The sequence below is a fragment of the Arcobacter sp. F155 genome, assembly GCF_004116455.1.
Lineage (GTDB): Bacteria > Campylobacterota > Campylobacteria > Campylobacterales > Arcobacteraceae > Halarcobacter.
Window position 1 is genome coordinate 63,858 of the sequence record NZ_PDJU01000007.1, and the last position, 24,043, is coordinate 87,900.

Below are 24,043 nucleotides of genomic sequence, written 5' to 3' on the forward strand. Positions count from 1 at the left end.
ACTATCTCCTTACACAAGCATTATTCATAAAACAATCTATTAAATAAGAAGAATCAGATACTATTAAATCATCAGGTACATTTTGTCCTATAGAGAAGTAAGTAATAGATTTTTTTGTTTTATGAGCAAAAGAGATTAAATTTCCAAAACTTCTTGTCTCATCTAATTTTGTGAAAGTTAAGTAATCAATATTTAATCTTGAATAGTTGGTATAAATATCTACTAAATCACTATGCTTTACGTTTGCAGGAAGAACAAGTACCTTTTCAATAGGTAGTTCATGTACCTTTTCTTGATATTCATTTATCATTTCAATTTTATCAACATCATATTGACTAGACCCTGCTGTATCAATAAAAATATAGTTACAATCTTTAAGTCTAAGTAGTGCTTCCACTAAATCCTCAGGCTTTTTAACTACTTCTAAAGGAAGTCTCATAATATCTGTGTATGCTTGTAATTGTTCTATTGCTCCAACTCTAAATGAGTCTAAAGTAACAATACCCACCTTATAGTTTTGTCCGAGTTTATAAGCATATCTTGCAGCTAATTTAGCAATTGTTGTTGTTTTTCCAACTCCTGTTGGTCCAACCATCATTACAATTTTTCTTTGATGTTTTCTTAATGGGATTTCTTGTTTTATGGGAATAATTCGTCTGAGAACTAGTTTAAAGAAATCATTTACTTTTTTAGGATTATTTTTTAAAGCAACAGGAAGTTGTTTAATAGTTTTTTTCATAATAGTATATGTCATCTCTTGGTCAAACTCATTTTGCTCAAAAAGATTATACATATCTACAAATTCTAAAGGTATTGTTAAATCATAAAGTTGACTTTTAGGGTTCCAAAGAGATTTTTGTACTTGCATAATTGCATCTTGCATTTTAAGAATCTCTTCTTTAAAATCATATACTTTGGCTTCAAATCTTTTATCTTTTTTATCGTCAATATATGAGGAATGTGTGACAGGTGTTGTTATTTTTTTAGTATGTTTAATCTCTTTATCGTCATCTTCTAAAGCAACAATAACCTCATACATATCTTTATTTCCATCTTTAGCACTAGAAATTTTTTTTGTAGAGATTACAATTGCTTCTTCACCACATTCAGCCTGAGCATTTTTAAGTGCAAGAGTAGGAGTTTCTCCTAAGAATGAAAGCATATTCATTTTATTCTTCCATCTTTATAGATTTTTTCAATATCACCATTACTCTTTTTAATCCTAATATATTCATCATTTTCAAAGATAATTTTTCCATTTTTTTCAATTTCAATTGAGCCAAAATTAAATAGTACTGATTTATTATTAAACTCTTTCACATCATCTTTACAAATAACAAAACCTTTTTTCATATAGTGAGTTGCTTGTAGTTTTTTAGTTTTAAAATCATTTATAGTTGTAGGATTACAATGTCTTTTCACATTCTGAACTTTTCCAGGAGTAATCATTTCTAAAGTAATAAACTCATTAAAGTGAATATCATTTTTTGCAATTACTACATTTATAGCAAAAAGTTTAGATGAAAAAATTGCTATTAAAAGTAAAAGACTACTAAGCCTTAACATCGAACATTTGTCCTCCATTTAATTCTGTTATCTCATCAACAATCTCTTTGTACATTTGCTGTATTGGTTGAACTATTAGTGCTAGTTTTCTATTAGCTTCATAAAGTTTTTTAAGCTCATCTTCTAAACTATCTACTTTATCTCTATAAATATTAACATCCACTCCATTTTCCATCTCTTGAACAAGTGCATTGTTTAAGTCTTGTTTATATGAAGTAATTTTTTCAATCATCTCTTCTTTTTCACTATTTCTAGTAAGAAGTTCTTCATGCCTTGCTTTTTTTATATCTTCAATATCTTGGTCAATATAGTCTTCCATCTTTTTAATTAGTACTAACATTTCATCTACAATTGAATTAACCATGCCAAGCCTTTACTTTTTTCTTTCACTTAAAAAATTATATAACATATCACTGATTCCTAAAGTACCAGCTGATTGCCTAGAAATAGTATCTGTGTACATACCTTTTATAATATCTGAACCACTACCTTGCCCTGCAAATGTACTATCTTTTAATGAAATATCTAATAGTTGCTTCATAAAAAAAGCTTCAAAATCATTACTTACTTTTCTTAAACTATCATCTTCAAGTTTTGATGAGTCAAGATTTTTATAATTATCTGCTGGACTCTTTTTTATTGTATTTATATCAAGATAATTAGTATTAATATCCATTTTTACTCCAATCTATCAAAGAAGCTCTCTTCAGATAAAATATCATCATTTGTATTATCTGCAAAAAACTTCATTTCAACTCTTCTATTATCAGAAGCTAACTCACTTTTAGGATGATAAGATGAGTATGCTGATACTTTTAAAGCACTAGGGTCAATTCTATTTTTTATAAGTTCTTTTACCACTGATATTGATCTTAATGCTGATAAATCCCAGTTATCTCTAGGTATCTTCTCATCTTGAAAACCATTTGTTGCTGTATGCCCTATAATCTCAATATTAAATGCTTGAGGCATTGTTCTTATTACTCTAGCAACTTTTGCTATAAATCTCTTTGAATTTGGATTAGTAATTGCATATTCGCCCTCTTCAAACATTATAGTAGAAGGTATGTCTAAAGTAAACTCATTTTGTCCTTTTTCCAATTGAATTTGCTCTGTTTCAACTGTACTTATGTCATTCATTTGATTTACTAATTCTGCAACCTCTTGCATACTCTCTTCCATAGACTCATCATTTGAGTCTGTATCATCATCTGAAGAGTTACTTGATTCAGTAGAATGTTTTTCTGACTGAGTTTGAACATCTGTTGAAGCATCAATGAATCCCATTGCTTTTTTCATAATATCAAAATACTCTTCTACTTTTTTCTTATCCATTACTGCCATAGATAAAAGTAAAATAAAAAAAGTTAAAAGTAATGACATTAAGTCACCAAATTGTACTAGCCAACCTGGTAAACATTTAGGACATTCAGGACACTTTTTATCTGCCATAGATTTTACTCTTCCTCATCATCAACTAAAATTGCATTTAGTTGCATTTTGATATTACCTATTGATTCTTCAGCTGCAATCATAGTTGTACCTAAGATAATTACTTCACATGCTTCTACTTCTTTTGCATGTTTTTGAGATAGTTTACTCTCCATTAAACCTGCAAAAAGAGTACCAATTAATGCACCATACATCGTAGTAAGTAAAGCAACTGCCATTGCTGGACCAACTGATGCTGGATCTGAAAGGTTTGCAAGCATTGCAACTAATCCAACTAGTGTTCCAATCATCCCCATAGAACCAGCTGTTCCACCAATATTTGCAAACATTTTATGCATTGTACTATGTCTTTTTTCCATATACTCTAATTTTGTTTCTAATAAAGGAGTTAGAGTTTCTGCTTTTGTTCCATCAACTAATAACTGAAAAGCTTCTTTAAAGAAAGGATTTTGTTCTTCTAAAACCTTTTGTTCAATATGCATTACACCATGTTTCTTAATCTCAGTAGCATAGAAAGTGATTTTTTCAATTAATTCAGGTAAAGGTTCTACTTTAACCTCATTAAAAGCTACTTTCATAGCTGGAATTATTCTTTTTAAATCAGCTGGTTCAAACTGCCCTGCTGTTACAGCTAATGTTCCTCCAATAACAATTATTACAGAAGGAACATCAATATAAGGTCCAAAACCAACACCACCTAACATAATGGCTAGAGAAACTAAGGCCCAACCACCAGCCAATCCACCTGCAGTACTTTTATCCATATGTTATATTCCTATTTGACTTAGTTTTGTCGAACTGTCGCCAATATTTTTAATTTTTAGACCAAACTTTCCTTCTACGATAACAGCTTCGCCTTCTCCTATTTTTACCCCATTAACTAAAATATCTAAAGGTTCGTTTACCATTTGTTCTAACTCAATGATTTCACCTATATCCCATCTTAGAATATCTTTTAATAAAAAGTTTTTAGTCCCCAGTCTAACACTTAATTTTAATTTGATATTAAAAAGAAGTTGTAAGTTTTCAGCTGATTCTTCTGATAATAGTGAGCTAATAGAACTTACACTTGGTCCCATACTAGGTTGAGAAACACTAGCAGTAGGAGCTGAAATAGCACTTTGTGAACTTGATGCTACTTCAGAAGCAGAAGAGCTATCATATCCTGTTATTGAAGCTAAATAAGGTAATATTATTTCATCAAGAGATAAATAAATTGGTAGTTTTTCACCATCTAAAGCTAAGTCTAAAGTATATACTCTATCGTTATCTTCGATATCACCACATACCTTAATTGAAAAGTCTAAAACTTCTGATTTTATTGAGCTTACATCAGGGAAACCTTGTGCATTTACTGATGTACATAAACTACCACATACATTTGAGATTATTTCATTTACTGCATCAGCAATTTCATCATCAATATGCTCTTTTAAGTCACCCATTCCACCAAGCATAAAATACTCAAACTTAGTTGCAGTAATTGAAGGTATATAAAACTTCCAATTTGAACTAATAGTTGAAAACTCAAATTTAACTGATACTTCAATACATTGTGAATCATCTAAGCTACTAACATCTAGTGCTGCTACAGAATCAACTGTTGTACTTTTTGATAATAACTGCTCTAAAGTATTAGCTAACTCATCTTTTAAAAAACTTGATAAATCAGATGCCAAAAATAAACCCTTTGCTTATATTTTATTATTTTTCTTGTTCATTTATAGACTCAAGCATGTGAGCTTTTATTCTCATCATATCTTCAGTAGGATATTTATACTCAATATCACCTCTTGTAACTTTTACAAAAAAGTCCTGAGATTGTTTGTTATATCCAAACTTTATGTTATCTAGTATAACTTCATTTTTTTCTGTCTCGTGTAATGAGCCTTGTACTTTTTTGTACTGGTCATCCTGAATAGACTTATGCTTTTCATCAACTTCTTGAACAGATTTAATTTTATCTGAATGATTAACTTGTGCATTATCAATTTCAGCAATTCTTCCTAGTTCCATGAGAACCTCCTTGAAAAGTACAGAATTACAATTATTATATCAAAAAAAAATTAAAATTGATGAATATTACTAAAAAAACGAGGGGAATTATATTATTTTTACATTGACTCTAAAAGAGAGTCAAAGTTAAGAAGTTTGAAATCAATTAAAGAATCTTTATAAGGTTCAATAAAATATTGTGAGGCACTATTTAGCTTTAGATCTTGAACAAGTTGTACACCTGTTAAAAAATCTGCTCCAGGGTCTTTTAAAATAGCTTTAATTAATGATATTTGTAAAAGAGCTTCGTTATATTTATTATCTTCTAATTGTGATGCAACAATTAGATACATTGTGTATTTGTCTTCTAATTTATATTTTTTTTGTAAACCATATAAAATTTTTAAACTCTCTTTAGGTTTACTGTTATGTAATTCTCTTAAAGCTTTTGTTCTTAAGTAAGAGGGATTCTCTTCACCTGCTAAAGTTAAATCAGCTTTATGAAATAAACCAATTGCTTTTAATAAATCAACATAATATTTAGTAATTACTAGTGGGCCTTCTAAAAAGTTATTATTTATATTTAATGGAGTTTTATCTTGAAGTCTTGCAAAGTAGTTATAATCATTTTCCCCTTCTCTTCGAATAGTTGACTTCATTAAATAAACTAATGGATCCTTATAATGTTCAACGAATAAAGGATGCTCTAAAGTTATTTTATTAATTGCTAACTTATCTAAATAATCTAAGGCTTTATAAAAAATAGTTTGATTATATGTTAAGGGATCAAAAACAACTTTAAATTTTGGCTCCAAATACTCCTTGTAAATTGTCTGACCAAAATACTTGTACATACCATCTTTTGATTTAATATTTTGAACTATATACTCTTTATCTTTTATATCCCTATTTATTTTTTCAGCACTTATTAATGTCATTACAGAATAAAGCTTATTTCCTGGATTTAGTTTATATGCTTTTGAAAAATATTTATAAGCATTATGGAAATCACTTATTTGAGCATAACAAAGAGCTAAATTATAGTAAATATATGAATTTGAGTCTTCCTTTAAAAGTGACTGCATTTTATTAACCCTAATAATAGGATCATCTTGAATTATTTCAATAAACTTAGCATTATATTTAACCATTTGCTCTAAGCTTTCCACATTTTGTTCGCTATTGAAAATAAATCCTTTTGATATATCATAAAGGATTTCTTGCTTATCAGAGAAAACAAAAGGGGCAAAATAAAAAAGAAAATCTATTTTTCTATCTTTATCAAATTTAGTTACAAACTTCAAGTACTCTTTTGGTGTATATTTTGATTTGTTAAAAAAAATCTTTAGGGGATATTCTTGGTTTACTTTAAAAGTATCTTTAACTTTTTCTAACTCTTTTAATCTATCTAAAAGTTTTTGTATATCATTTGCTTTTAAATCTCTATAAACCATTAACCAAAGTATCAAGTTTGTTCTACTTTGATTAAAGCTTTCTTCTTTTGCTCGCTGAAGATATCTCTCTGCTTTTATATAATCTTTTAATTTTAAATGTAATAAAGCTTTTTTCATATTCATCGGAAACTCCATAGTCTCCAAAATTTTTAAAGCTAATTCATAATCTTTTAATAAAATGAATGTATCAACAACTAATCTCTTTGAATGTTCAGTTAGTGTTTTAAACTTCTTTGTAATATTTACAATAGTTTCAAGGTATTTTCTTTCTTTTTTTATCAAATATAAGTAATAACTTGCAGAAATATATGAGTATGTATCTGAGTATATAGCCTCTTTATAATCATATATATTATTTAAATAGAGTAAAGCATTATCAATTTGACCCAGTTTATAATAAGCAATACCAATGTTTAAAAATGATGGAACCTTAAGCAACTCAGAAGTTACTTTAAAAGTTTCAATTGCCTTTTTATATTCTTCCTTTTCAAGTAATAAAATAGCTTTATTAAACTCAACTTGTAGTCTAAGTTTTTCTTGATTTTCTTTTAGTTTATCATACTTAAAAAGTATTTCTGGTTGGGAATCAATTTTACCCTCATTTGAAAAAGATATAAGAGGTAAAATAAGTATAATAAATAATAAATTATATATCTTTTTCAAAAAAGTATTCCTAAACCATTGTATTTACTTGAGCATAAAGTTCTTCTGTTCTATGTTCTAGTGTCTCAACTTGATGCTTTAATTCTGCATTTTCTAATCTTAATTTTTGTAAGTCATCTCTTGCTACCTGTAAAGAGTCTTGAGAGTTTTTTAGTGTACCTGAACTTACTTTTACTTGTTTTTCATATCTGTCTATTATCTCTTGTAGACGTTTGTTTTCATCTTCCACCATGTTTTTTTCTTCATTCACTTTTCTATATAAAGATTTATGAACATTTGCACTAGAAAAAAAGTATAAAAGTAAAATTCCAATTATTGTAACTAATAAAAAATTATCCAATTTCCCCTCTTTAGTCTATTAAGAAGGCTAAAAGCCTTCTTAATTATTATCTTTTTAGATTGATTAATGTATTTAATAATTGATCTGATGTAGTAATCGATTTAGCATTTGCTTCAAATGCTCTTTGGAATACCATTAAGTTAACTAAACTTTCTGATAAATCTGCTGTTGAAAGCTCTAACGTTTTACCTTCAATTTTTGCAGTCTTGTCATTGTTTAAGTTATATATAGGTTCACCAGACTCATTTGTTTTTGCAAGTAAATTATCTCCACTTGGGTTTAATCCTCTTGTATTATTAAATAGCGCAATAGAAACTTGACCAATGGCAAACTCAGCACCATCTTGCTTCATTGTAATAAGACCTGAACTATCTACAGAAAACTCACCAAATGCAGAATCAGAGATACCTAAAGTATCAAGTTTAAGTTGAAGTGAACTTTGAGTTGTTGTTTGATCAACTGTATTTACTAACTCAATAAATTCAGCCCCTGCACCTTGTCTTCCACTATAATCATTATTTTTATCAAGAGGAACACTTACTGGTGCTGCAAGGTTATTTGTCAAACTATTATTAGCTGCAGCTGGAACTGTAAAGTCAGCACCACCACTTGCAGAAGTAACTACTATATCACCAGCAGCATTAACTGTTGCAGTTAAATCTGCAATTGAGCTAATTTGTGTTGCAATATCAGCTAAACTATTTGCATCTGAAATATCTATACTTCCAGAGATAACACCATCATCATAGTTATAAGTAAAGTCTATACCTTTTCCAAAGTCTATATTTGCACCAGATATAGTTGCTGTTGTTGCTGTTGTTGTAGCATTTACATTAACAGGATTTACTGCATCTTTTAAACTTCCACTAAATTCTACATCATAGTTATCATCTTTTGTTTGAATAACTACATTTCCATTAATATTTAATGCTTCAACATAATCAGATAAAGCAGGAGATGAACTTGATGCTTGCGCATTAAACTGATCAACAAAGTCTTGAACACTTGATACATCTGAAATATTAATATCTACTGGCTGAGGAATTGTTGCATTATCATTTGGCACTGGAATAATTTTCTCTAACTCTTTATCAAAAATACTTAATGAATAAGTGAAATCATTTAAAGTAGAAGTAGAAGATAAGCCTAAATCTGCTGGAGTATAAACATCTTGTTGTTTACCTGTAATAGCTCTTGCTAATGCATCTCTAGCACTTTGTAATGCTCCAACACCTTCACCTGTTAAAGCTAATGTTGTAGTTTGATATGCACCAGCTACAGAGTTTGAACCAGAAATTTCACCTACTTCAGAAATTTCAAAAGCTTCTCCTGGTACTAGTGATTCAATTTGTAAAATACCTTTTAACATATCAGAATTAGATGTTGATAAATCAAAGATATCATTATCCTCTAATACATCATTATTAGTTCCACCATCTTCACTTACCATATATGCTCTAAGTCCTGGAATTTCAGAAATCTGATCAGCTAATGCTCTATACGTAGCAATTCTACTTGCTGCAATATCATAATCAATATCTAAATCACTCTTAAAAGTATTTGTAGAAGCTGAAACAGGAGCTGCACCTAAATCAATAGTTCCTGTTGAACTATCAACTGTTAATGTATAACTTCCAGATAAAGTAGCATTTGAAGTAATTGCATCTTGCAATCCTTCAGTAATCTCTTTTATTGTGGCATTTGAATCAGAGTCATAAAATACAGTTTCTCCATCAATTGTCATCTCATATCTTGCTAGATTTTCAGCTGCACCAACTGTAAAAGTTGTACCTGCAAAAGATAGATGTCCTAAATCAGTTCCTGTATCTAAAAAGCTCTCAATAAAATTATTACTTGCAGATGTTGAAACATAGTTTTGAGAAATCTTATTTCCATCTACATATGCATAAATTTGATCTCCCTCTTTAGTAATCAGTCCATCGGCACCTGATTTAAAGTTAATTTGAGAGATTTGAGAAGTAGAGCTTGCACTCCCTCCATCTGGCTCATCTTGAAGTTTTTGAAGCCAAGAAGCATAGTTAGCAACTAAAGTTTCAACATCTGAAATCTTTGCTGCTCTACTTTTCCCTCCTGCTCCTTCAAAAACTGAATCTGAGTCAGCTTTTGCAGTTTGTGAATAGTCTGTTGCTTTTGCAGTTATTGTCTCAACATAATTTGAGTGTTTAATAACCTTTGATGATAAAAGCTTTGTATAATCACTTGTAAAAGTTTTATTATTTGGATTTGTAGATACTACATCTTTATCAGTATCAATAGGTCTCATTGCCCATCCCTGAACTTCATTACCAGCTGCATCTTGTAGAGTTCCATTATCACCCATTCTGAAGTTACCAGCACGAGTATAATAGTTCTCTCCTGTACCACTAGCAGTTGTGTTCTTTACAGTAAAAAAACCATCCCCACTAAGTGCCATATCATAATCAACACCTGTAAGTTTTAAGTTACCCTGTACATACAACTTTTCTGCATCAAGTACTTTAGAACCTTTACCAATTCTATCTTGATACATTTGATCTGCAAATGAAATTCTTGAAGATTTATAACCTACCGTATTAACGTTTGAAATATTATGAGATTCGTTATCTAACGCTGTTTGATGAGACGAAAGTCCCGAAATCCCTGTCCATAATGCTCCAATCATGATTTATCCTTTAGATAAATTTTTAAACACTTTTACATGTTCAAATATTAATGCTTTAAAAAGCACTGATATTTAGACACAAAAAGTTAAAGAGTTTATCTCTTTAACTGTATTGCTGTTTTTAAAAACTCATCTGATGTAGTAATTGATTTAGAACTTGCTTCAAATGCTCTTTGATATACCATCATATCTACAAGTCCATCACCTAAATCAGTATTACTAAGCTCAATTGCACCACCAACTAAATTATTTACATTATTTGCATTTAACCTATCACCAGTTTCATCTGTGGCTGCATATAGATTATTTCCTTGAGGATTTAATCCTCCAGGATTAGTAAAATATGCCGTCTCTAATTTACCAACTAAAAATTTGTTATCACCATCTTTGGCATAGATAACCCCATCTTCTACAGATAAATTACCAAAAACATTTTCTGAAATATTTAAATTATCTAATCTTAATTGTAACTCACCTATTCCAGTTAAAGCTGCATTACTATTTCCAATAGTATGTGTCATCTCTAATAGTTTTGCGTCTGCTGCTTCTAATGCAGTTTTTAGTGCATTTCTTGCACTATCAACCATAGCTCTTCCTGAACCAGTAACAGGTGAAACAGTTTCAGTTATAGCTGGTGCACTATCATTTATAGCTGCTTCTTTAATATTAAAACTTCTTCCGGGGATTAAAGAATCAATAGTAACTAATCCAGTTCCATCAACACTTGCTGTAAGTCCAGTCACAGAAGAAAGCTTATCAGCAAAAAGATTCATTGTTGTTTGTGTATCAGTATCAAAATATTGTCTTACTTTTTCACCATCAATATTAACTTCTACAAAATCACCATCATTTTGTAGATCAGCTAAAAAAGCATTAAATGAAATCTGTGTTTGCTGAGAGACAGGAGCAGTGCTTGCTGCATTTGGGTTGCTTACAAAAAGATCTAGTTTTTCATTATAGTTCGTTATCATTTCTCTTATATCAGATATTTTAGAAGACCTATCCTTAAAACCATTTCCCGATACTCCACTATCTTGTGCTGTTTGAGTAAAGTCAGTTGCTTTAGCGTTTATTGACTCAACATAATCTGTTGCAGATATCTGTTTTGAAGTAATTGAAATATTATAGTTATTATCAAATTGAGTAGTTCCATCAGAACTAACAATATTAGATAGAACAGTTGATGAACCATAAACTGTTTTATTATCTACAGTTTGTAAAGTTCCATCTGCTCCCATTTTAAAGTTTCCAGCTCTTGTATAAAACTCTTCTCCAGTTAGAGGGTCATTTACAATAAAAAAACCTTTTCCCTCAATTGCGATATCTAAATCATTATTTGTAATTTTAAGTCCACCTTGAGAAAAATCTTTTTGAATAGATTGAACAGCAACACCTTTTCCATAACCTGATTGATACATCATATCAGCAAAACTAATTCTATCAGACTTATGTCCAATAGTATTTGAGTTGGTAACATTATTTGATTGAGAACTTAATGCCTTCTCAAAAGTATCTAATCCTGATATTCCATTCCATAAACCACTAATCATAATTTATCCTTAGAATATTTTTGTAATATTAGAGAAAGGTATACTAACTAACTGATCTGAATATACAGGCATTACACTACCATCAGCAGTGTAACCTGAATCTTCAATAATCTCATTATTCTCATCTAAAATCACGGGGTTGCCATCTTCTCCTAAAATTATTTGTCCAGGATTCTCTAACGCTACTTTATTCCCAGTAGGTTTTCCCTCATCATCTAATATTTCACCTTTTACGTTATAGTAGATATATTCACCATCTGGGTCTTTTATCTGATCTTCAATATAAAGAATCTGCTGAGCTTTTACCATTACTTGTCCATCAATATTCTCTACTGATCGTACAGTATAAGCTTTGTTTACTCCATTTTCTCCAACATTACCATCTTCAACATTTTTTCCAATTACTGTTGCTGCATTTGAAAGATTTGATTGTCTAAATGAATCAGCAAGATACTGCATAGTTTCAATTGTTTGAAGATTTGTATTAATACTTGACATCTGCATTTGAGTAGAAAGCATTTGTTGAGAATCCATTGGTTTAGTAGGATCTTGCATTTTAAGCTCTTCTATCATCAATCTTAAAAAGTCATTGTTTGTTAATTGGTCATTACTTACTGAAGAAGTATATGCATTACCATCCGCACCTGTTGAAGTGTTAACTGTTACATTTTCTACTGCCATAATAATCTCCTAATTTGCTTTCTCATCGAAGAAGTATCTAACAACATTATCTGAGTCCATTGCTTCTTGAACTCTTACTGCAAGTTTTTCATCAATTACAATTATGTCACCAGTACCAATAATTCTTTTATTAACAAAGATATCTCCACCTGATCCTGCTTGCTTATCTAAAGATATAATATCACCTTCTGAAAGTTCTAAAAACTCTTTTACAGTAATATTTGCACTCCCTAGCATTACATCAACAGTAATCTCGGTATCTACTAATAAGTCATAATCTCTTTCACTAATTTCCATAACTACGCTTTTTTGTTAAATTACTAGATTATACCACAAAATTTCAGTAAAAAAGATTATATAGTAAAAATATTTTAATTGTTTATTTTTGTAAGATTTTATTATAAGACATTATCTAAAGATTCAAGCATAGTATTAACTTTTGCTTCAATATTTCCATCAAAGTTTCCAAGATCACTTGCAATTACAACTCCACCTGCTGTAACGTTTGGATCATCAACTAATTGGATAAAACTTTCAAGGTTTAACTCATGTTTTAATATCTCATAATCCCTTGGGTTTAAATGAATTTTAACTTTTGATGCATTCTTGATTTTTTCTAATAAGTGAGTAATAGTCTGTTTTGCTATGGCTGCTGAGTTTTGTCCAACTTCTATTGCAATAATTTTCTGAGCGATAGAGATAGAAGTCTTAAGAATTTTTGTCTCCATTTGAAAAGTTGCTTGCTCAAAAAAGTTTGCATAATGTTTTAAATCTTTTATAGCTTGAACTACTTGTGCATCAATATCTTTAACCTTTGCACCAGCATTTTCTAAACCTGATACTTTTTGATTCATTTGTGCAAGTTGAGTACCTAAACTTTTTATTTCATTTAGTACAGCTTCCATATCACCATTTATATTACTTGTATTTAATACAGATGTTGGAATATTTACTTGTTGTGTTTGTCCTGATTCATCTTGAACAAAAGTACCAAGTTGATACTCTTGAACTTCACTGTTTTTTACAACTTTTGCATTTGAGTATACGTTTGCTTTATTCATTATTGATCATCCATATCTCTATCAATAGAGCCTTCTTCAATCATCTTCTGTGCAACATCAAGCATTTTTCTTTGTGCAGCTTCAATATCTTTAATTTTAACCTTAGTAAGCATTTCAAACTCTTCTTTGAATCTATCACTTGCTCTTTGAGACATTGCACTTGTGATTTTAGTCATATCATCTTCAGTAGCATTTTTCATTGCCACTGCAACATCAGCTGTATCAACATTTTGTAAAATTTTCATAACATGTTCTGATTCTAAGTTTAATAAATCTTCAAATACAAACATATTTTCTTTAATCTTAGTTGCCAATGAAGTATCAACACCATTAATATTTTTAAGAATATCTTGTGACTTAGGTCCCACTCTATTTAACATATCAGCAACAACTTTAACACCACCAACATCAACAATAGAAGAAAGAAGTGATTCAAGTTTCTTCTCTAATACTACAGAAATAGTTCTTACAACATCTGGTGATACATCTTTAATAGTTGCCATTTGCATTGTAACTTTAACTTTTATATCTTCTTCAAGTTGCATTAAAACATCTGCTGCTTTTGTTGCTTCCATATGAGAAAGAATAACCGCAATTGTTTGAGGAGACTCATCTTTAATGAAGTCAGATAACTGTTTTGGATTAATTGCATCTAAGTAAGCAAATGATTGTGCAGCAAGTTTCATTCTTGAAAGTTTTGCTAAAACTTCATCAGCTTCACCTTTTCCTAAAGATTTATATAAAATATCTTTAGCATAATCATAACCACCAGAACTAATAAAATTTTTAGATCTAGTGAATAAGTGAAACTCTTCTAAAATAGCTAAAGATACTTCTTTATCAACAGATTGAATCATTGTAATTTCAGTAGAAATATCTTCAACGATATTTTTTGGTAAATGTTGGAAAATCTTTACTGTAGCATCTTCGCCAATAAGGACACAAAAATGTGCAACCTTACTCAGCATTGACATCCCTTTTAATAAATCTTTATACTCTTCAGCCATCTCTATTTTCTTTCCGGTTTAAATTTTCCACTTCCTTCAGAAAGTAGTAGTTCAATCATTCTTGCTATTTCTTCTGGATTATTATTAATCTCTTTATCAATTTCTTCTATTAATACCTCGTACTTAGCAGCACTCTCTTCATCTAAGCCTTCAATATTATTCATAATTTGACTTTTAACTTTAGACTTAAGTCTACCTTTTGCAGTATTAGAATCAAACTCTTGTTCATAGTCTCCCAAAAACTCATTCATAAAGTCTTCATCAATAGGATTACCTTCTGCATCAACTTTTCTTTTTCCATCATCACCTAAGATAACAACTTCATGATTTACAATAAATTTCTTATAGAAAATAAATAAAAGTACAGCAGCAATTAAATATTGGAAATATTCACTAAATTCTTTAAGTATTGATTTTACCATACTTAAAGTACTTACAGAAGAGTCTGATTCAGTAGCATCTACAATTATAGGGTTACCATTTTCATCAACCTGAACCTTCGCATTTTTCATAGTAACAAACTTAAAGGCTTTTACAGCAATTTTATCACCTCTTTTTGCACTAAAACCTATTGTTTCTTGAACTATAGATTCAATTGATGCTAAGAACTCTTCTTTATTTTCATTATTTTCAAAAACTGTTGAGTCAAAAGTTACAGCTGCACTTACTTTTTTAACAGAAGAGTAGTTATTGTTTTTTTCATCAATTATTTTTTTAGAGATTTCATAGTTAGTTATATTTTTAGAACTTTCACTACTTGATTGAATCCCATTATTTCCATTTGCTTCATCTGGAGGTTGAATATTGTTTTCAACTCCTGCAGTACCACCAGTACCATTATTCCCACCAGTTGCACTTGAAATATTTTCAGTTGTTTGTTGACTTCTTATTGTACCTTCAGGTTCATAGATCTCTTCTTGAATATGTCTTTTCTTAAAATCAAGTTCCATTGTTACTCTTGCAACAACTCTTCCTACTCCAACAACTGGCTCTAATAATTCAACAATTTTCTTCTCATAATCTTTTTCAAGCTTTTGTTTATACTTATTTTGTGTTAATGATTTTTCATTTTCTATTTCATCATTTGACATTTGAAGTAAAGCACCATCTTGATCAATAAGTTTAATGTTTTCAACTTTTAAATCAGGTACTGCTGATGATATAAAATTTTTAATTCCATCAATTTGTTTTTGAGTTAAAAAAACTCCAGGTTTTAAAGAAAGTACAGCAGATGCTGTTGGGTCAGTTTTTCTTTCTGTAAAAATAGTATTTTTAGGAATTGCTATTTTTACACTTGCACTTAAAACTCCAGATAGAGACTCTAAAGACCTTGATAGTTCACCTTCTGTTGCCCTTAAAAATTTTACATTATTTTCAAAGTTTGTTGTACCTAAAGAGGATTTTTCAAATATTTCCCAACCTACGTGTTTACTCGTTGCTGCTTCGCTTGTTACAAGTTTAATTTTTGCAATATTAATGAACTCTTTTGATGTTTTAAGTGTAAGAGAATTTCCACTTCCAATAACAGAAAAAGGAACACCTGATGCTTCAAGTTCATTACTTGCCATCATTACTTGATTTTTTGTTAAGTTACTTGCGATTGTATAATTAAGTTTTTTATCTTCTGCTTTTATATTTGAATATACCAATAATCCAACTAGCAGCACAAATAAAATAGAAAAACCTCCAATTATTACAGCTCTTTGTGCAGCATTTAAGTTGTTAATAAACTTTACAAGTTGATCCATAAAATAATAATCCTAATTAGTTTTTTTGTGATGATTCTATAACTGATCTAAATAGTCTTGAATCTTTTTTGATTGATGATTGGATAGCATCAAAAATAATCTTATTTTTTGACATTTCACTCATTTGATTATCCATGCTAACATTATTTCCATCATTTTGTTCTTTTAATCCCTTTACATTAACTAATCTAGGCTCATTTAGTTTGTTAATATCATTTAAAGAAGGGTTTATGTGTTTTGTATTTGTAGTAAAAAGCTCTAACTCATTATTACCTTTTACTTTACTCATTTCATCTTCAAAAACTAACTCTTTAGTTTTATAACCTGGTGTATTTACATTAGCAATATTACTTGAAATAACATTTTGTCTATCACTTCTAAAGCTTAAATGTTTAAATAATAAGTTAGTTACTCCACTTGCTTCCATTATCTACTTGTATCCCCAATTTTTTGAACTAATACTTCATTCATTTCACTCTCTGATTGAATAGCTTTTTGAGCTTGTTCTAGTCTTCTATGAGCATCAATTAAAGCTACCATTGATGAAACACTATTTACATTTGATTTTTCTAAAGAACCTTGCATAAATTGACCATCATTATTCTCTATTGGAAGAATATTAGCTTGATCATTTTTTGCCATAAAATTATTATCTTTATATTTTTGTAAATCATCATAATTAATTCTTACCACTGCAATTTGTGCCTCGAAGTCTTCACCAGCTTCAATTGCTATTGGTTCATCATCATTTGATAATACAGGCTGTCCATTTGAATCAACAAGAATTCCATTTAAGTTTTTAAATGAGCCATCCCTTGTATAAACAACATCACCAGTGTTTTCATCTCTAACTTTAAAAAAAGTATCAGATTGTGTTAAAGAAAAATCTAATGCATTTCCAGTTGGAACAATTGGTCCAAGTTCTGCATTTATATACTTTGTATCCATTTTTGGAATTGTGTTAACTACTTCATTCAGTTTTGTAGGGTCAAAGCCATCTCTTTGGGCTCTTTGCATATAATAATTAAAAGACCCTTCAGCTGTTCCTTCTTGTTTAAAACCAACTGTATTTACATTTGCTAAATTATTAGAAATCACATCAATTCTATTTATTTGATTGATCATTGATGCAGCTAAAGGATATTTTGCCATTATTATCTCCTACTTATTAAACTCTGCAATTAATGCGTCTAAGTCATCTTCTGCCATTAAATCGCCAGTTGATGAATCTCCATGAATATGTTTCGCAACTGCAATCTCTTTGTAATCATTTTCATCTTCAAAAAGATTATTTAAATATACAGTTAATTTTCTAATAACAGACATAACTCTTTCGATTTTTTGTCTATTAATATCATGGTATTGCATTAATTCCATCGCTTGAAATATTTCCATATTTCCATTATTTATCTTGTCATTAATATCAGAAATAAAGCTACCCATTTTTTCTGCTTGCTCAAGATTTTGCTTGAAGGCATCAATATTAGGAAACTTTTGATTTAATGAAGACAACATAGCTGTCTGTTTTTCATTAAAACTTGCTAACTCTTGTACGTCATTTTGTATTTCATTATTATAATCTAATATATTACTTAATACATCAAATATCTTTGTTGCTTTTTCTTCTGAGTCATTAGCAACTTGACTTAATTGATTTACAACTTTATTATCTTGCTCTACAGGCAAAGGAAAAACTCCACTATTAATTTTTGAATCAATATCTTCTATATCAGGATCAATTGATGGAATATCATCTGGAATTTCTACTTTCTCAGGTTCAGAAATAGCTTCTTCTTTAGGTTCATCCTCTTGTACTCCATCAATAGAAGATAGAATATCATCAAAATTATCTTTTTCTATAGATGTTTCTTCTGTAATACTTTCTTCCTCTGGTTCTTCAACTGAAGGTACATCAGTTTCATCTATTGAAGGAACATCAACAGACGGTATACTACTTTCTGTAATTTCAGGTTCAGATGCATTTTCAATTGCTTCAACCTCTTTTAAAACATCATCAATACTTTCACTTGTATCAACAACAGAAGTTGTTTCTTCAATATTATTTAGAATATCATCAACGGATTCTTCTTCAATATTTTCATCTTTATTACTTACTATCTCTTCAGTTTGCGCAATCAAATCATTGATATCATCTTCTGACATTTTAGAGTTTTCTGTCGTCTCTTCTGCTTGAGGCTCTGGTGCTGCTTCTTGGCTAGGTTCTGGCTGCTCTGCAGGTGCAGCCTCTTCCTTTGAACTATCATCTTCAAAGTCTAAACCATTCATTAAAGCTTCAATTTCTTCTTGACTCATACTCATTTTAAAACCTTTTATTGGTACTGTATATTATTATTTATTATTTTAAAACTCCATCAAGCTTCTCTTTTAAAACTTGCGCATTAAATGGTTTAACAATGTAGTTATTTACACCCGCCTTAAGTGCTGTAATAACTTCCCCTTTACCACCTTCCGTAGTAATCATAATAATAGGAACTTTCTGATGGTTACCTTCTGATCTAACCTTTTTAACTAAGTCTAAACCATTCATGTTAGGCATATTCCAGTCTGTTAAAATAATATCATATTGACCCTCTGTTAAAAGCTTCCATGCTTTAACACCATCTTCTGCTTCATCGAAGTCTTCTTTTGCAAAACCTAGTTGCATAACAACATTACCAATGATTCTTCTCATTGTAGAACTATCATCTACTATCAAAATTTTCATAATTTAACCCTTATCAAAAAACTATATTCAAAATCTATATATTATATTAAATTTGTTTTAAATTTATACTTAATAAATAAAAAATTGCTTAATACAATTTATCAAAGTTTAAATGTACTTTAAATATAATTATTTAATATTACTTTAATTAAAAGGGATACCATGATAAGAGGTTTATATACTGCAGCAACAGGAATGAATTCTATGCAACATCAAATTGATGTTACATCTAATAATATCTCAAATGTGAATACTTCTGGGTTTAAGAAAGATAGAGCAGAGTTTCAAGACTTAATGTATGAAAGTTTAAACTACACAGCAGGTAGAACTTCTCAAAACACAATGAATCCAACAGGTATGGATGTAGGTCTAGGTGTTAGAATCTCTGGTATTCAAAAAGACTTTCTACAAGGTGACTTAAAAAACACTTCAAATCCCCTTGATGTAGCAATAGAAGGAAAAGGTTTCTTTCAAATCACTCAACCAAATGGTGAAATAGCTTATTCAAGAAATGGTCAATTTAAACTTGACAATGAAGGAAATATAGTAAATGGAAATGGTTACCTTTTAGAACCGCAAATTACTGTTCCAGATAATTTAGTTGATATTTCAATTGGTACAGATGGTATTGTAACAGGTAAAGACCCACAAACTGAAGAAGAAGTAGAGATTGGGCAAATTACAATAGCTGATTTTATTAACCCTGCTGGTTTAACACCTGCTGGAGAGTCGCTTTACAAAGCTAGTGAAGCATCAGGTGATCCAATTGTTGGAAATCCTACAGAAGATCAATTAGGTGGATTAAGACAAGGTATGATTGAATTATCAAATGTAAAGCTTGTTAATGAGATGGTTGACTTAATTACAGCTCAAAGAGCTTATGAAGCAAACTCTAAAGCAATTACTACGACAGATAGTATGCTTGATACAGTTAATAGATTAAAAAGATAATTATTAATTTTTTAGTTCCATGGATTTAGAAAGATTAAAAAAACTCAGAGAAGAGAACTTTTTAAAACATAAAAAGAAGAAAAGAGAATATTACTTAAAAAGTAAAAATAAAGACTCTTCTTCTGCTAAGTATAAAGACTTAAAAAGTATTGACTACTCAGAAGAGTTAAGTGATGAAAACTTTTTAAAAAATATGAAACTTATTGCAAAAAAGCAAAAAGGACATATTGATGATAGAAAAGAACAAATCATAAAAAAAATTCAAGACTATAAAAAACAGAAAAAAGATTACTATCAAGAGAATAAAGAAGATAGACTAAACTATGATAAAGAGTATAGAGAAAAGAAAAAAGAAAAACTTCGAGAATATAGAAAAGAATATTACAGAAAAAATAGAGAAAAAATATTAGCAAAACAAAAAGAAAAAAGAAAACAAAATAAAGAGTAGAAAATGGCAGAAAAAACAGACCAAGAGATAATTGAAGAATTAGGTTTAGAACAAGACAATAATCAAGCTACTGATACAGATACACTTCAACCTGTAAATAGTGATGAAAATCTATCTGCAGATAATCCTGCAGAAGAAAACAACTCTGATACTGAAACAAATGAAGAGTATGATAGTAATACTATTGAAAATGAAGATTTAGATGAAGAACCTATTCAAAAGAAAAAACCCAAAATTTTAAAAATATTAATTGGTGTAATTGCTGCTTTATCTGTTGTATTAACTTTAGGAACTATTATGTATTTAGCTGGTTTCTTTGATGATGAAGAAAACAAAGAACCTCAAGCTAAAGCTCAAGCAGTTAAAGTAGAAAAAAAACCTGATGTTGATATTGATGATATTGATAAAAACAAATTGAATAAAAAACTTCAAATGCTAACTAAAACTGAAATTCTAAATAAAGAAGAATTAGAAGCCGAAGAGAAAAGAATTCAAGAAGAAGAAAAAAGAAAAGAAGAAGCTAAACAAAAAGCAATAGAAGAAGAAAAAAGAAAAGAAGAAGAAAGAATTGCAAAAGAGAAAGAAGCTTTAGAAAAAGAGAAACAACTTCTTGAAGAAAGACAAATGACTATTAAAAAAGAGCAAGAAGAGTTCTTGAAACTTCAAGAGCAAATTAAACAAGAGTTTGAAGCACAAAAAGCTAAAATATTTGAAGAGTTACAAAAACAAAAAGAGAGTATTCCTTCAAAACCTGCAGAAGAAACAACAAAAACAAATGTTGAAAAAATTATTGAAAAAACAATTAATAATGAACAAACTTCAACAAATCAAGAGACTGAAGTAACTCAAAACCAAATGGTTGATACTAAAGAAGAGATGATTCCTCCTGCACCAAAAGAAGAGCAAAATGATATTATGAATGCAAATCTTTTCTTATCATTTATTAATGTAGCAGTTATAAAGGGGGATCTTCATAAATCATACTTAGATAAAGTAGAAAGCTTTGATAAGAAAATTTCATTATGTAGAGACTCTAAAAATAGAATTGAAATATACTTTGGACCATATGAGTCACCTATTGAAAGAAACAAAGTATTTAATAGTTTAATGGATAATGGATTTAAAGATGCATTCTTAGTAGATTTTACAAAAGAAGAGTATCAAAAAAGATGTAATTATTAGAAAACTTTATTAAGAGTTTTCTAGTATTACTAATGAATCTTTAACTTCTATTTTCTTCTTATCAGTATCTACACTTACAATATAGTTTTCAACATTATAAGGGATTAAAAAAGTCTTTGGAAGACCTTTATCTACTAACTCAGTAGATGTTTTAATTTCTAAGTAATCTTCAATTGGATATCGATGTATTTCTACAATCTCACCTAAATCTAAATCATTTTCAAATACATGGCATGAAACAATATCAAACCAGAAGTGTTCATTCTCTTCTAATTTACAGTCATTTTTTGTTTGTTCCATTGTTACATATAAAAGTTGATTTGTTAGTTTTTTTGCAGTATCTACATCATCGTAATTCTCAAACTTAACTAAGTCTCTATTTGAATTGTATTCTTCAAGAATTAATGTAAGTTTTTTGTCTGTAGTAAAGCTTGCGCCTTTTTTGAATTGCTCAGGGAAGTCAGAGTCAATAAAAAGTCTTAAGTGACCTTTTAAGCCTACTGCCTTACCTAATTTAGCAACATAGATTTTATCATTCATTCTAGTTTGACAACACTTGTATTTTGTAAGATACACCATCTTTGGCTTTACAACCGTTTGCCATAGTTTTTAATGCATTTATCATGTTTCCATTTTTACCGATAAGTTTACCGATATCTGCACTATTAGCATTGATAGTTATCTCTGTAAAAGTTTCATCTACTACATTCGTTGAGATGCTAACATCTTCAGGGTAACTTACTATAAGTTTTGCATAGTTTTCTATAAAATTAGTAATCATGATAAAATCTTATAATAAATTTACTTTTTTTCAGCTAATTTCTTAACTCTCTCAGATGGTTTTGCACCAACACTTAGCCAATAGTTATATCTTTCTTCGTCTAATTTTAATACTTTTGGCTCAACTACTGGGTTGTAGTAACCAATTGATTCAATCCAACCTGAATCTCTTCTTTTTCTTGAGTCTGTTACAACGATTCTGTAAAATGGTTTCTTGTTTCTACCCATTCTTGTTAATCTAATTACTGTCATTTTTATTCCTTCTGTTTAATTATAGTATTGAATTCTAAACTCCTCTTCTTTCAAAGTAAGTTTACAACTCAATACTATTTAGTTATTACCTATTTAGGTAAGTTAAGTCCTCCTGGACCACCTTGACCTTGCATTTGTTGCATCATGTTTTGTAAACCTTTCATTCCACCTTTAGAAGAAAGTTTTTTAGCCATTTTAGATGCATTTTTAAACTGCTTAAGTATTTTGTTTACTTGCATTTCTGAAAGTCCAGAACCTTTTGAAATTCTTTTCTTTCTACTTGGATTCATTAAGCTTGGATTTTCTCTCTCTTTTGGAGTCATTGAACCAATTAATGCTTTAATTCTTTTAATCTCATCTGAGTTTTCAAAGTCCATATCTTTTATTGGTCCAGCCATTTGAGAAAGACCAGGAATCATTCCAATAATTGACTTCATAGAACCTAATTTACTCATCATCGCAAGTTGGTCTAAAAAGTCATTAAAGTTAAACTCACCCTTTTTAATCTTTTTAGATACGGCTTTTGCTTTCTTTTCATCAATTACTGCTGCAGTTTTTTCAGCTAACCCTTCAATATCCCCTGCACCCATAAGTCTAGATACAATTCTATCTGGAATAAATACTTCAAGGTCTGGCATCTTTTCACCAATACCAATAAATCTTAAAGGAACACCTACTTGATGTGAAATAGAGATTGCAACCCCACCTTTAGTATCACCATCATATTTTGATAATACAACTCCATCAATTCCAATTTTTTCTTTGAATGTAGTTGCTGTTTTAGTAGCGTCATGTCCTGTTAATGAGTCCGCAACATAAAAGATTTCATCAGGTTTTACTGCTTCTTTTACATCATATAATTGCTGCATTAGCTCTTCATCAATAGCAAGTCGTCCAGCTGTATCTATTAAAAGTACATCATAGTGTTCTTTTTTTGCTTTCTCTTGAGCTGCAAGTGCAATTTTAATTGGATTTGTTTCATTATCGTCAAAGTAAATATCAACTTCAATTTGTGCTGCAATTTGTTTTAATTGTTCAACTGCTGCAAGTCTTTGTAAGTCACAAGCTGCAACTAAAACTTTTTTCTTTCTAAGTTTTAAGTAGTTTGCTAATTTACCAGTTGTTGTTGTTTTACCAGAACCTTGTAATCCTGTCATTAAAATAGTTGTTGGAGGAGTAGCAGAGAATACAAAACCTTGATTCCCTTCAGTTGTTAAGATTTTACTAAGCTCACTTTGTAATGCTCTTAAAAATGAGTCTTGACCTATTCCATTCTTTTTTGTTTCTAATTCAACTGCAGTAACAAGTTCTTTTGTAGTTTTATGGTGAACATCTGATTTTAATAACGACTTTCTAAGTTCTGTTGTTGCTTTTTTAAGTGATGCTGCATCATCTTTATGTCTTATTTTATTAACTGCATTTTTTATTGAACCGGTTATTGAATCAAACAAAATAAACTCCAAACTTTAATAATTTTTGTGGATTATATTGAAAGTATACTTTAAGTTAGTTTAAGAGAGGTATTG

28 protein-coding genes are annotated in these 24,043 nt (G+C 29.7%); 3 read left to right on the forward strand and 25 right to left on the reverse strand.

The window, feature by feature from the left end; genetic code table 11:
- Position 1: 1 nt before the first annotated feature.
- The 21 genes from flhF to CRV03_RS08740 all read right to left on the reverse strand — a co-directional run bounded on the left by flhF (position 2) and on the right by CRV03_RS08740 (position 18,904).
- Positions 2-1,168 carry a flagellar biosynthesis protein FlhF gene (gene flhF / locus CRV03_RS08640; protein ID WP_129084745.1) on the reverse strand — a complete coding sequence of 389 codons (1,167 nt, stop codon included), beginning with the start codon at positions 1,166-1,168 and terminating at the stop codon, positions 2-4.
- A complete protein-coding gene (locus CRV03_RS08645; protein WP_129084746.1) occupies positions 1,165-1,566 on the reverse strand; it encodes a hypothetical protein in 402 nt (133 codons plus the stop codon). Before CRV03_RS08645 ends, flhF begins: the two co-directional genes overlap by 4 nt.
- Positions 1,553-1,930: a hypothetical protein gene (locus CRV03_RS08650; protein WP_129084747.1), complete on the reverse strand. Its 378-nt coding sequence runs from the start codon at positions 1,928-1,930 to the stop codon at positions 1,553-1,555. Before CRV03_RS08650 ends, CRV03_RS08645 begins: the two co-directional genes overlap by 14 nt.
- Positions 1,931-1,939: 9 nt before the next feature.
- Entirely contained in the window at positions 1,940-2,242 is a 303-nt protein-coding gene (locus CRV03_RS08655; protein WP_129084748.1) for a rod-binding protein, read from the reverse strand.
- 2 nt (positions 2,243-2,244) lie between these two features.
- The gene (locus tag CRV03_RS08660; protein WP_129084749.1) at positions 2,245-3,018 is read right to left on the reverse strand and encodes a flagellar motor protein MotB; all 774 of its coding nucleotides are present in this window, start codon (positions 3,016-3,018) and stop codon (positions 2,245-2,247) included.
- Positions 3,019-3,023: 5 nt separating this feature from the next.
- Entirely contained in the window at positions 3,024-3,782 is a 759-nt protein-coding gene (locus CRV03_RS08665) for a motility protein A (RefSeq protein WP_129084750.1), read from the reverse strand.
- A 3-nt stretch (positions 3,783-3,785) separates the two neighbouring features.
- Positions 3,786-4,697 carry a FliM/FliN family flagellar motor switch protein gene (locus CRV03_RS08670; RefSeq protein WP_129084751.1) on the reverse strand — a complete coding sequence of 304 codons (912 nt, stop codon included), beginning with the start codon at positions 4,695-4,697 and terminating at the stop codon, positions 3,786-3,788.
- 25 nt (positions 4,698-4,722) lie between these two features.
- A complete protein-coding gene (locus CRV03_RS08675; RefSeq protein WP_129084752.1) occupies positions 4,723-5,034 on the reverse strand; it encodes a flagellin in 312 nt (103 codons plus the stop codon).
- 98 nt (positions 5,035-5,132) lie between these two features.
- Entirely contained in the window at positions 5,133-7,130 is a 1,998-nt protein-coding gene (locus CRV03_RS08680) for a tetratricopeptide repeat protein (RefSeq protein WP_129084753.1), read from the reverse strand.
- A 10-nt stretch (positions 7,131-7,140) separates the two neighbouring features.
- Positions 7,141-7,470, reverse strand: coding sequence for a hypothetical protein (locus CRV03_RS08685; protein ID WP_129084754.1), 330 nt, complete (start codon positions 7,468-7,470; stop codon positions 7,141-7,143).
- A gap of 46 nt (positions 7,471-7,516) precedes the next feature.
- A complete protein-coding gene (locus CRV03_RS08690) occupies positions 7,517-10,132 on the reverse strand; it encodes a flagellar hook-basal body complex protein (protein ID WP_129084755.1) in 2,616 nt (871 codons plus the stop codon).
- 95 nt (positions 10,133-10,227) lie between these two features.
- Positions 10,228-11,682, reverse strand: a complete 1,455-nt coding sequence (locus CRV03_RS08695; protein ID WP_129084756.1) for a flagellar hook-basal body complex protein — start codon at positions 11,680-11,682, stop codon at positions 10,228-10,230.
- A 9-nt stretch (positions 11,683-11,691) separates the two neighbouring features.
- Positions 11,692-12,363, reverse strand: coding sequence for a flagellar hook assembly protein FlgD (locus CRV03_RS08700; protein ID WP_129084757.1), 672 nt, complete (start codon positions 12,361-12,363; stop codon positions 11,692-11,694).
- 9 nt (positions 12,364-12,372) lie between these two features.
- Positions 12,373-12,660: a FliM/FliN family flagellar motor switch protein gene (locus CRV03_RS08705; protein WP_129084758.1), complete on the reverse strand. Its 288-nt coding sequence runs from the start codon at positions 12,658-12,660 to the stop codon at positions 12,373-12,375.
- Positions 12,661-12,761: 101 nt separating this feature from the next.
- The gene (locus tag CRV03_RS08710; protein ID WP_129084759.1) at positions 12,762-13,424 is read right to left on the reverse strand and encodes a FliH/SctL family protein; all 663 of its coding nucleotides are present in this window, start codon (positions 13,422-13,424) and stop codon (positions 12,762-12,764) included.
- Positions 13,424-14,431: a flagellar motor switch protein FliG gene (gene fliG, locus CRV03_RS08715; RefSeq protein WP_129084760.1), complete on the reverse strand. Its 1,008-nt coding sequence runs from the start codon at positions 14,429-14,431 to the stop codon at positions 13,424-13,426. Before fliG ends, CRV03_RS08710 begins: the two co-directional genes overlap by 1 nt.
- A 2-nt stretch (positions 14,432-14,433) precedes the next feature.
- Entirely contained in the window at positions 14,434-16,179 is a 1,746-nt protein-coding gene (gene fliF, locus CRV03_RS08720) for a flagellar basal-body MS-ring/collar protein FliF (protein ID WP_129084761.1), read from the reverse strand.
- A gap of 16 nt (positions 16,180-16,195) precedes the next feature.
- Positions 16,196-16,606, reverse strand: a complete 411-nt coding sequence (gene flgB / locus CRV03_RS08725) for a flagellar basal body rod protein FlgB (protein WP_129084762.1) — start codon at positions 16,604-16,606, stop codon at positions 16,196-16,198.
- Positions 16,606-17,331, reverse strand: a complete 726-nt coding sequence (locus CRV03_RS08730) for a flagellar hook-basal body protein (RefSeq protein ID WP_129084763.1) — start codon at positions 17,329-17,331, stop codon at positions 16,606-16,608. Before CRV03_RS08730 ends, flgB begins: the two co-directional genes overlap by 1 nt.
- 9 nt (positions 17,332-17,340) lie before the next feature.
- Positions 17,341-18,492 carry a hypothetical protein gene (locus CRV03_RS08735; protein WP_129084764.1) on the reverse strand — a complete coding sequence of 384 codons (1,152 nt, stop codon included), beginning with the start codon at positions 18,490-18,492 and terminating at the stop codon, positions 17,341-17,343.
- Between the two features lie 43 nt (positions 18,493-18,535).
- Positions 18,536-18,904 (reverse strand): response regulator, encoded by a 369-nt coding sequence (locus CRV03_RS08740; protein ID WP_129084765.1) that lies wholly within the window; start codon positions 18,902-18,904, stop codon positions 18,536-18,538.
- A gap of 162 nt (positions 18,905-19,066) precedes the next feature.
- On the opposite strand from CRV03_RS08740, the gene flgG reads away from it, so the two are divergent.
- Genes flgG through CRV03_RS14110 form a run of 3 tightly spaced genes read left to right on the forward strand, consistent with a single transcriptional unit; the run spans position 19,067 to position 21,485 of the window.
- A complete protein-coding gene (flgG, locus tag CRV03_RS08745; protein ID WP_129084766.1) occupies positions 19,067-19,855 on the forward strand; it encodes a flagellar basal-body rod protein FlgG in 789 nt (262 codons plus the stop codon).
- A 19-nt stretch (positions 19,856-19,874) separates the two neighbouring features.
- Positions 19,875-20,303, forward strand: a complete 429-nt coding sequence (locus CRV03_RS08750; RefSeq protein WP_129084767.1) for a hypothetical protein — start codon at positions 19,875-19,877, stop codon at positions 20,301-20,303.
- A 3-nt stretch (positions 20,304-20,306) separates the two neighbouring features.
- Positions 20,307-21,485 carry a hypothetical protein gene (locus CRV03_RS14110; protein WP_164968644.1) on the forward strand — a complete coding sequence of 393 codons (1,179 nt, stop codon included), beginning with the start codon at positions 20,307-20,309 and terminating at the stop codon, positions 21,483-21,485.
- A gap of 9 nt (positions 21,486-21,494) precedes the next feature.
- Here CRV03_RS14110 and rimM read toward each other — a convergent pair whose 3' ends face one another.
- The 4 genes from rimM to ffh all read right to left on the reverse strand — a co-directional run bounded on the left by rimM (position 21,495) and on the right by ffh (position 23,968).
- Positions 21,495-22,064 carry a ribosome maturation factor RimM gene (gene rimM, locus CRV03_RS08755; RefSeq protein ID WP_258239051.1) on the reverse strand — a complete coding sequence of 190 codons (570 nt, stop codon included), beginning with the start codon at positions 22,062-22,064 and terminating at the stop codon, positions 21,495-21,497.
- Positions 22,027-22,266: a KH domain-containing protein gene (locus CRV03_RS08760; RefSeq protein WP_129084769.1), complete on the reverse strand. Its 240-nt coding sequence runs from the start codon at positions 22,264-22,266 to the stop codon at positions 22,027-22,029. The genes rimM and CRV03_RS08760 overlap by 38 nt, the downstream gene beginning before the upstream one ends.
- 20 nt (positions 22,267-22,286) lie before the next feature.
- The gene (gene rpsP, locus CRV03_RS08765) at positions 22,287-22,517 is read right to left on the reverse strand and encodes a 30S ribosomal protein S16 (protein ID WP_129084770.1); all 231 of its coding nucleotides are present in this window, start codon (positions 22,515-22,517) and stop codon (positions 22,287-22,289) included.
- Between the two features lie 89 nt (positions 22,518-22,606).
- Complete coding sequence (gene ffh / locus CRV03_RS08770; protein WP_129084771.1) at positions 22,607-23,968, reverse strand: signal recognition particle protein; 1,362 nt, start codon at positions 23,966-23,968, stop codon at positions 22,607-22,609.
- Positions 23,969-24,043 lie beyond the last annotated feature (75 nt).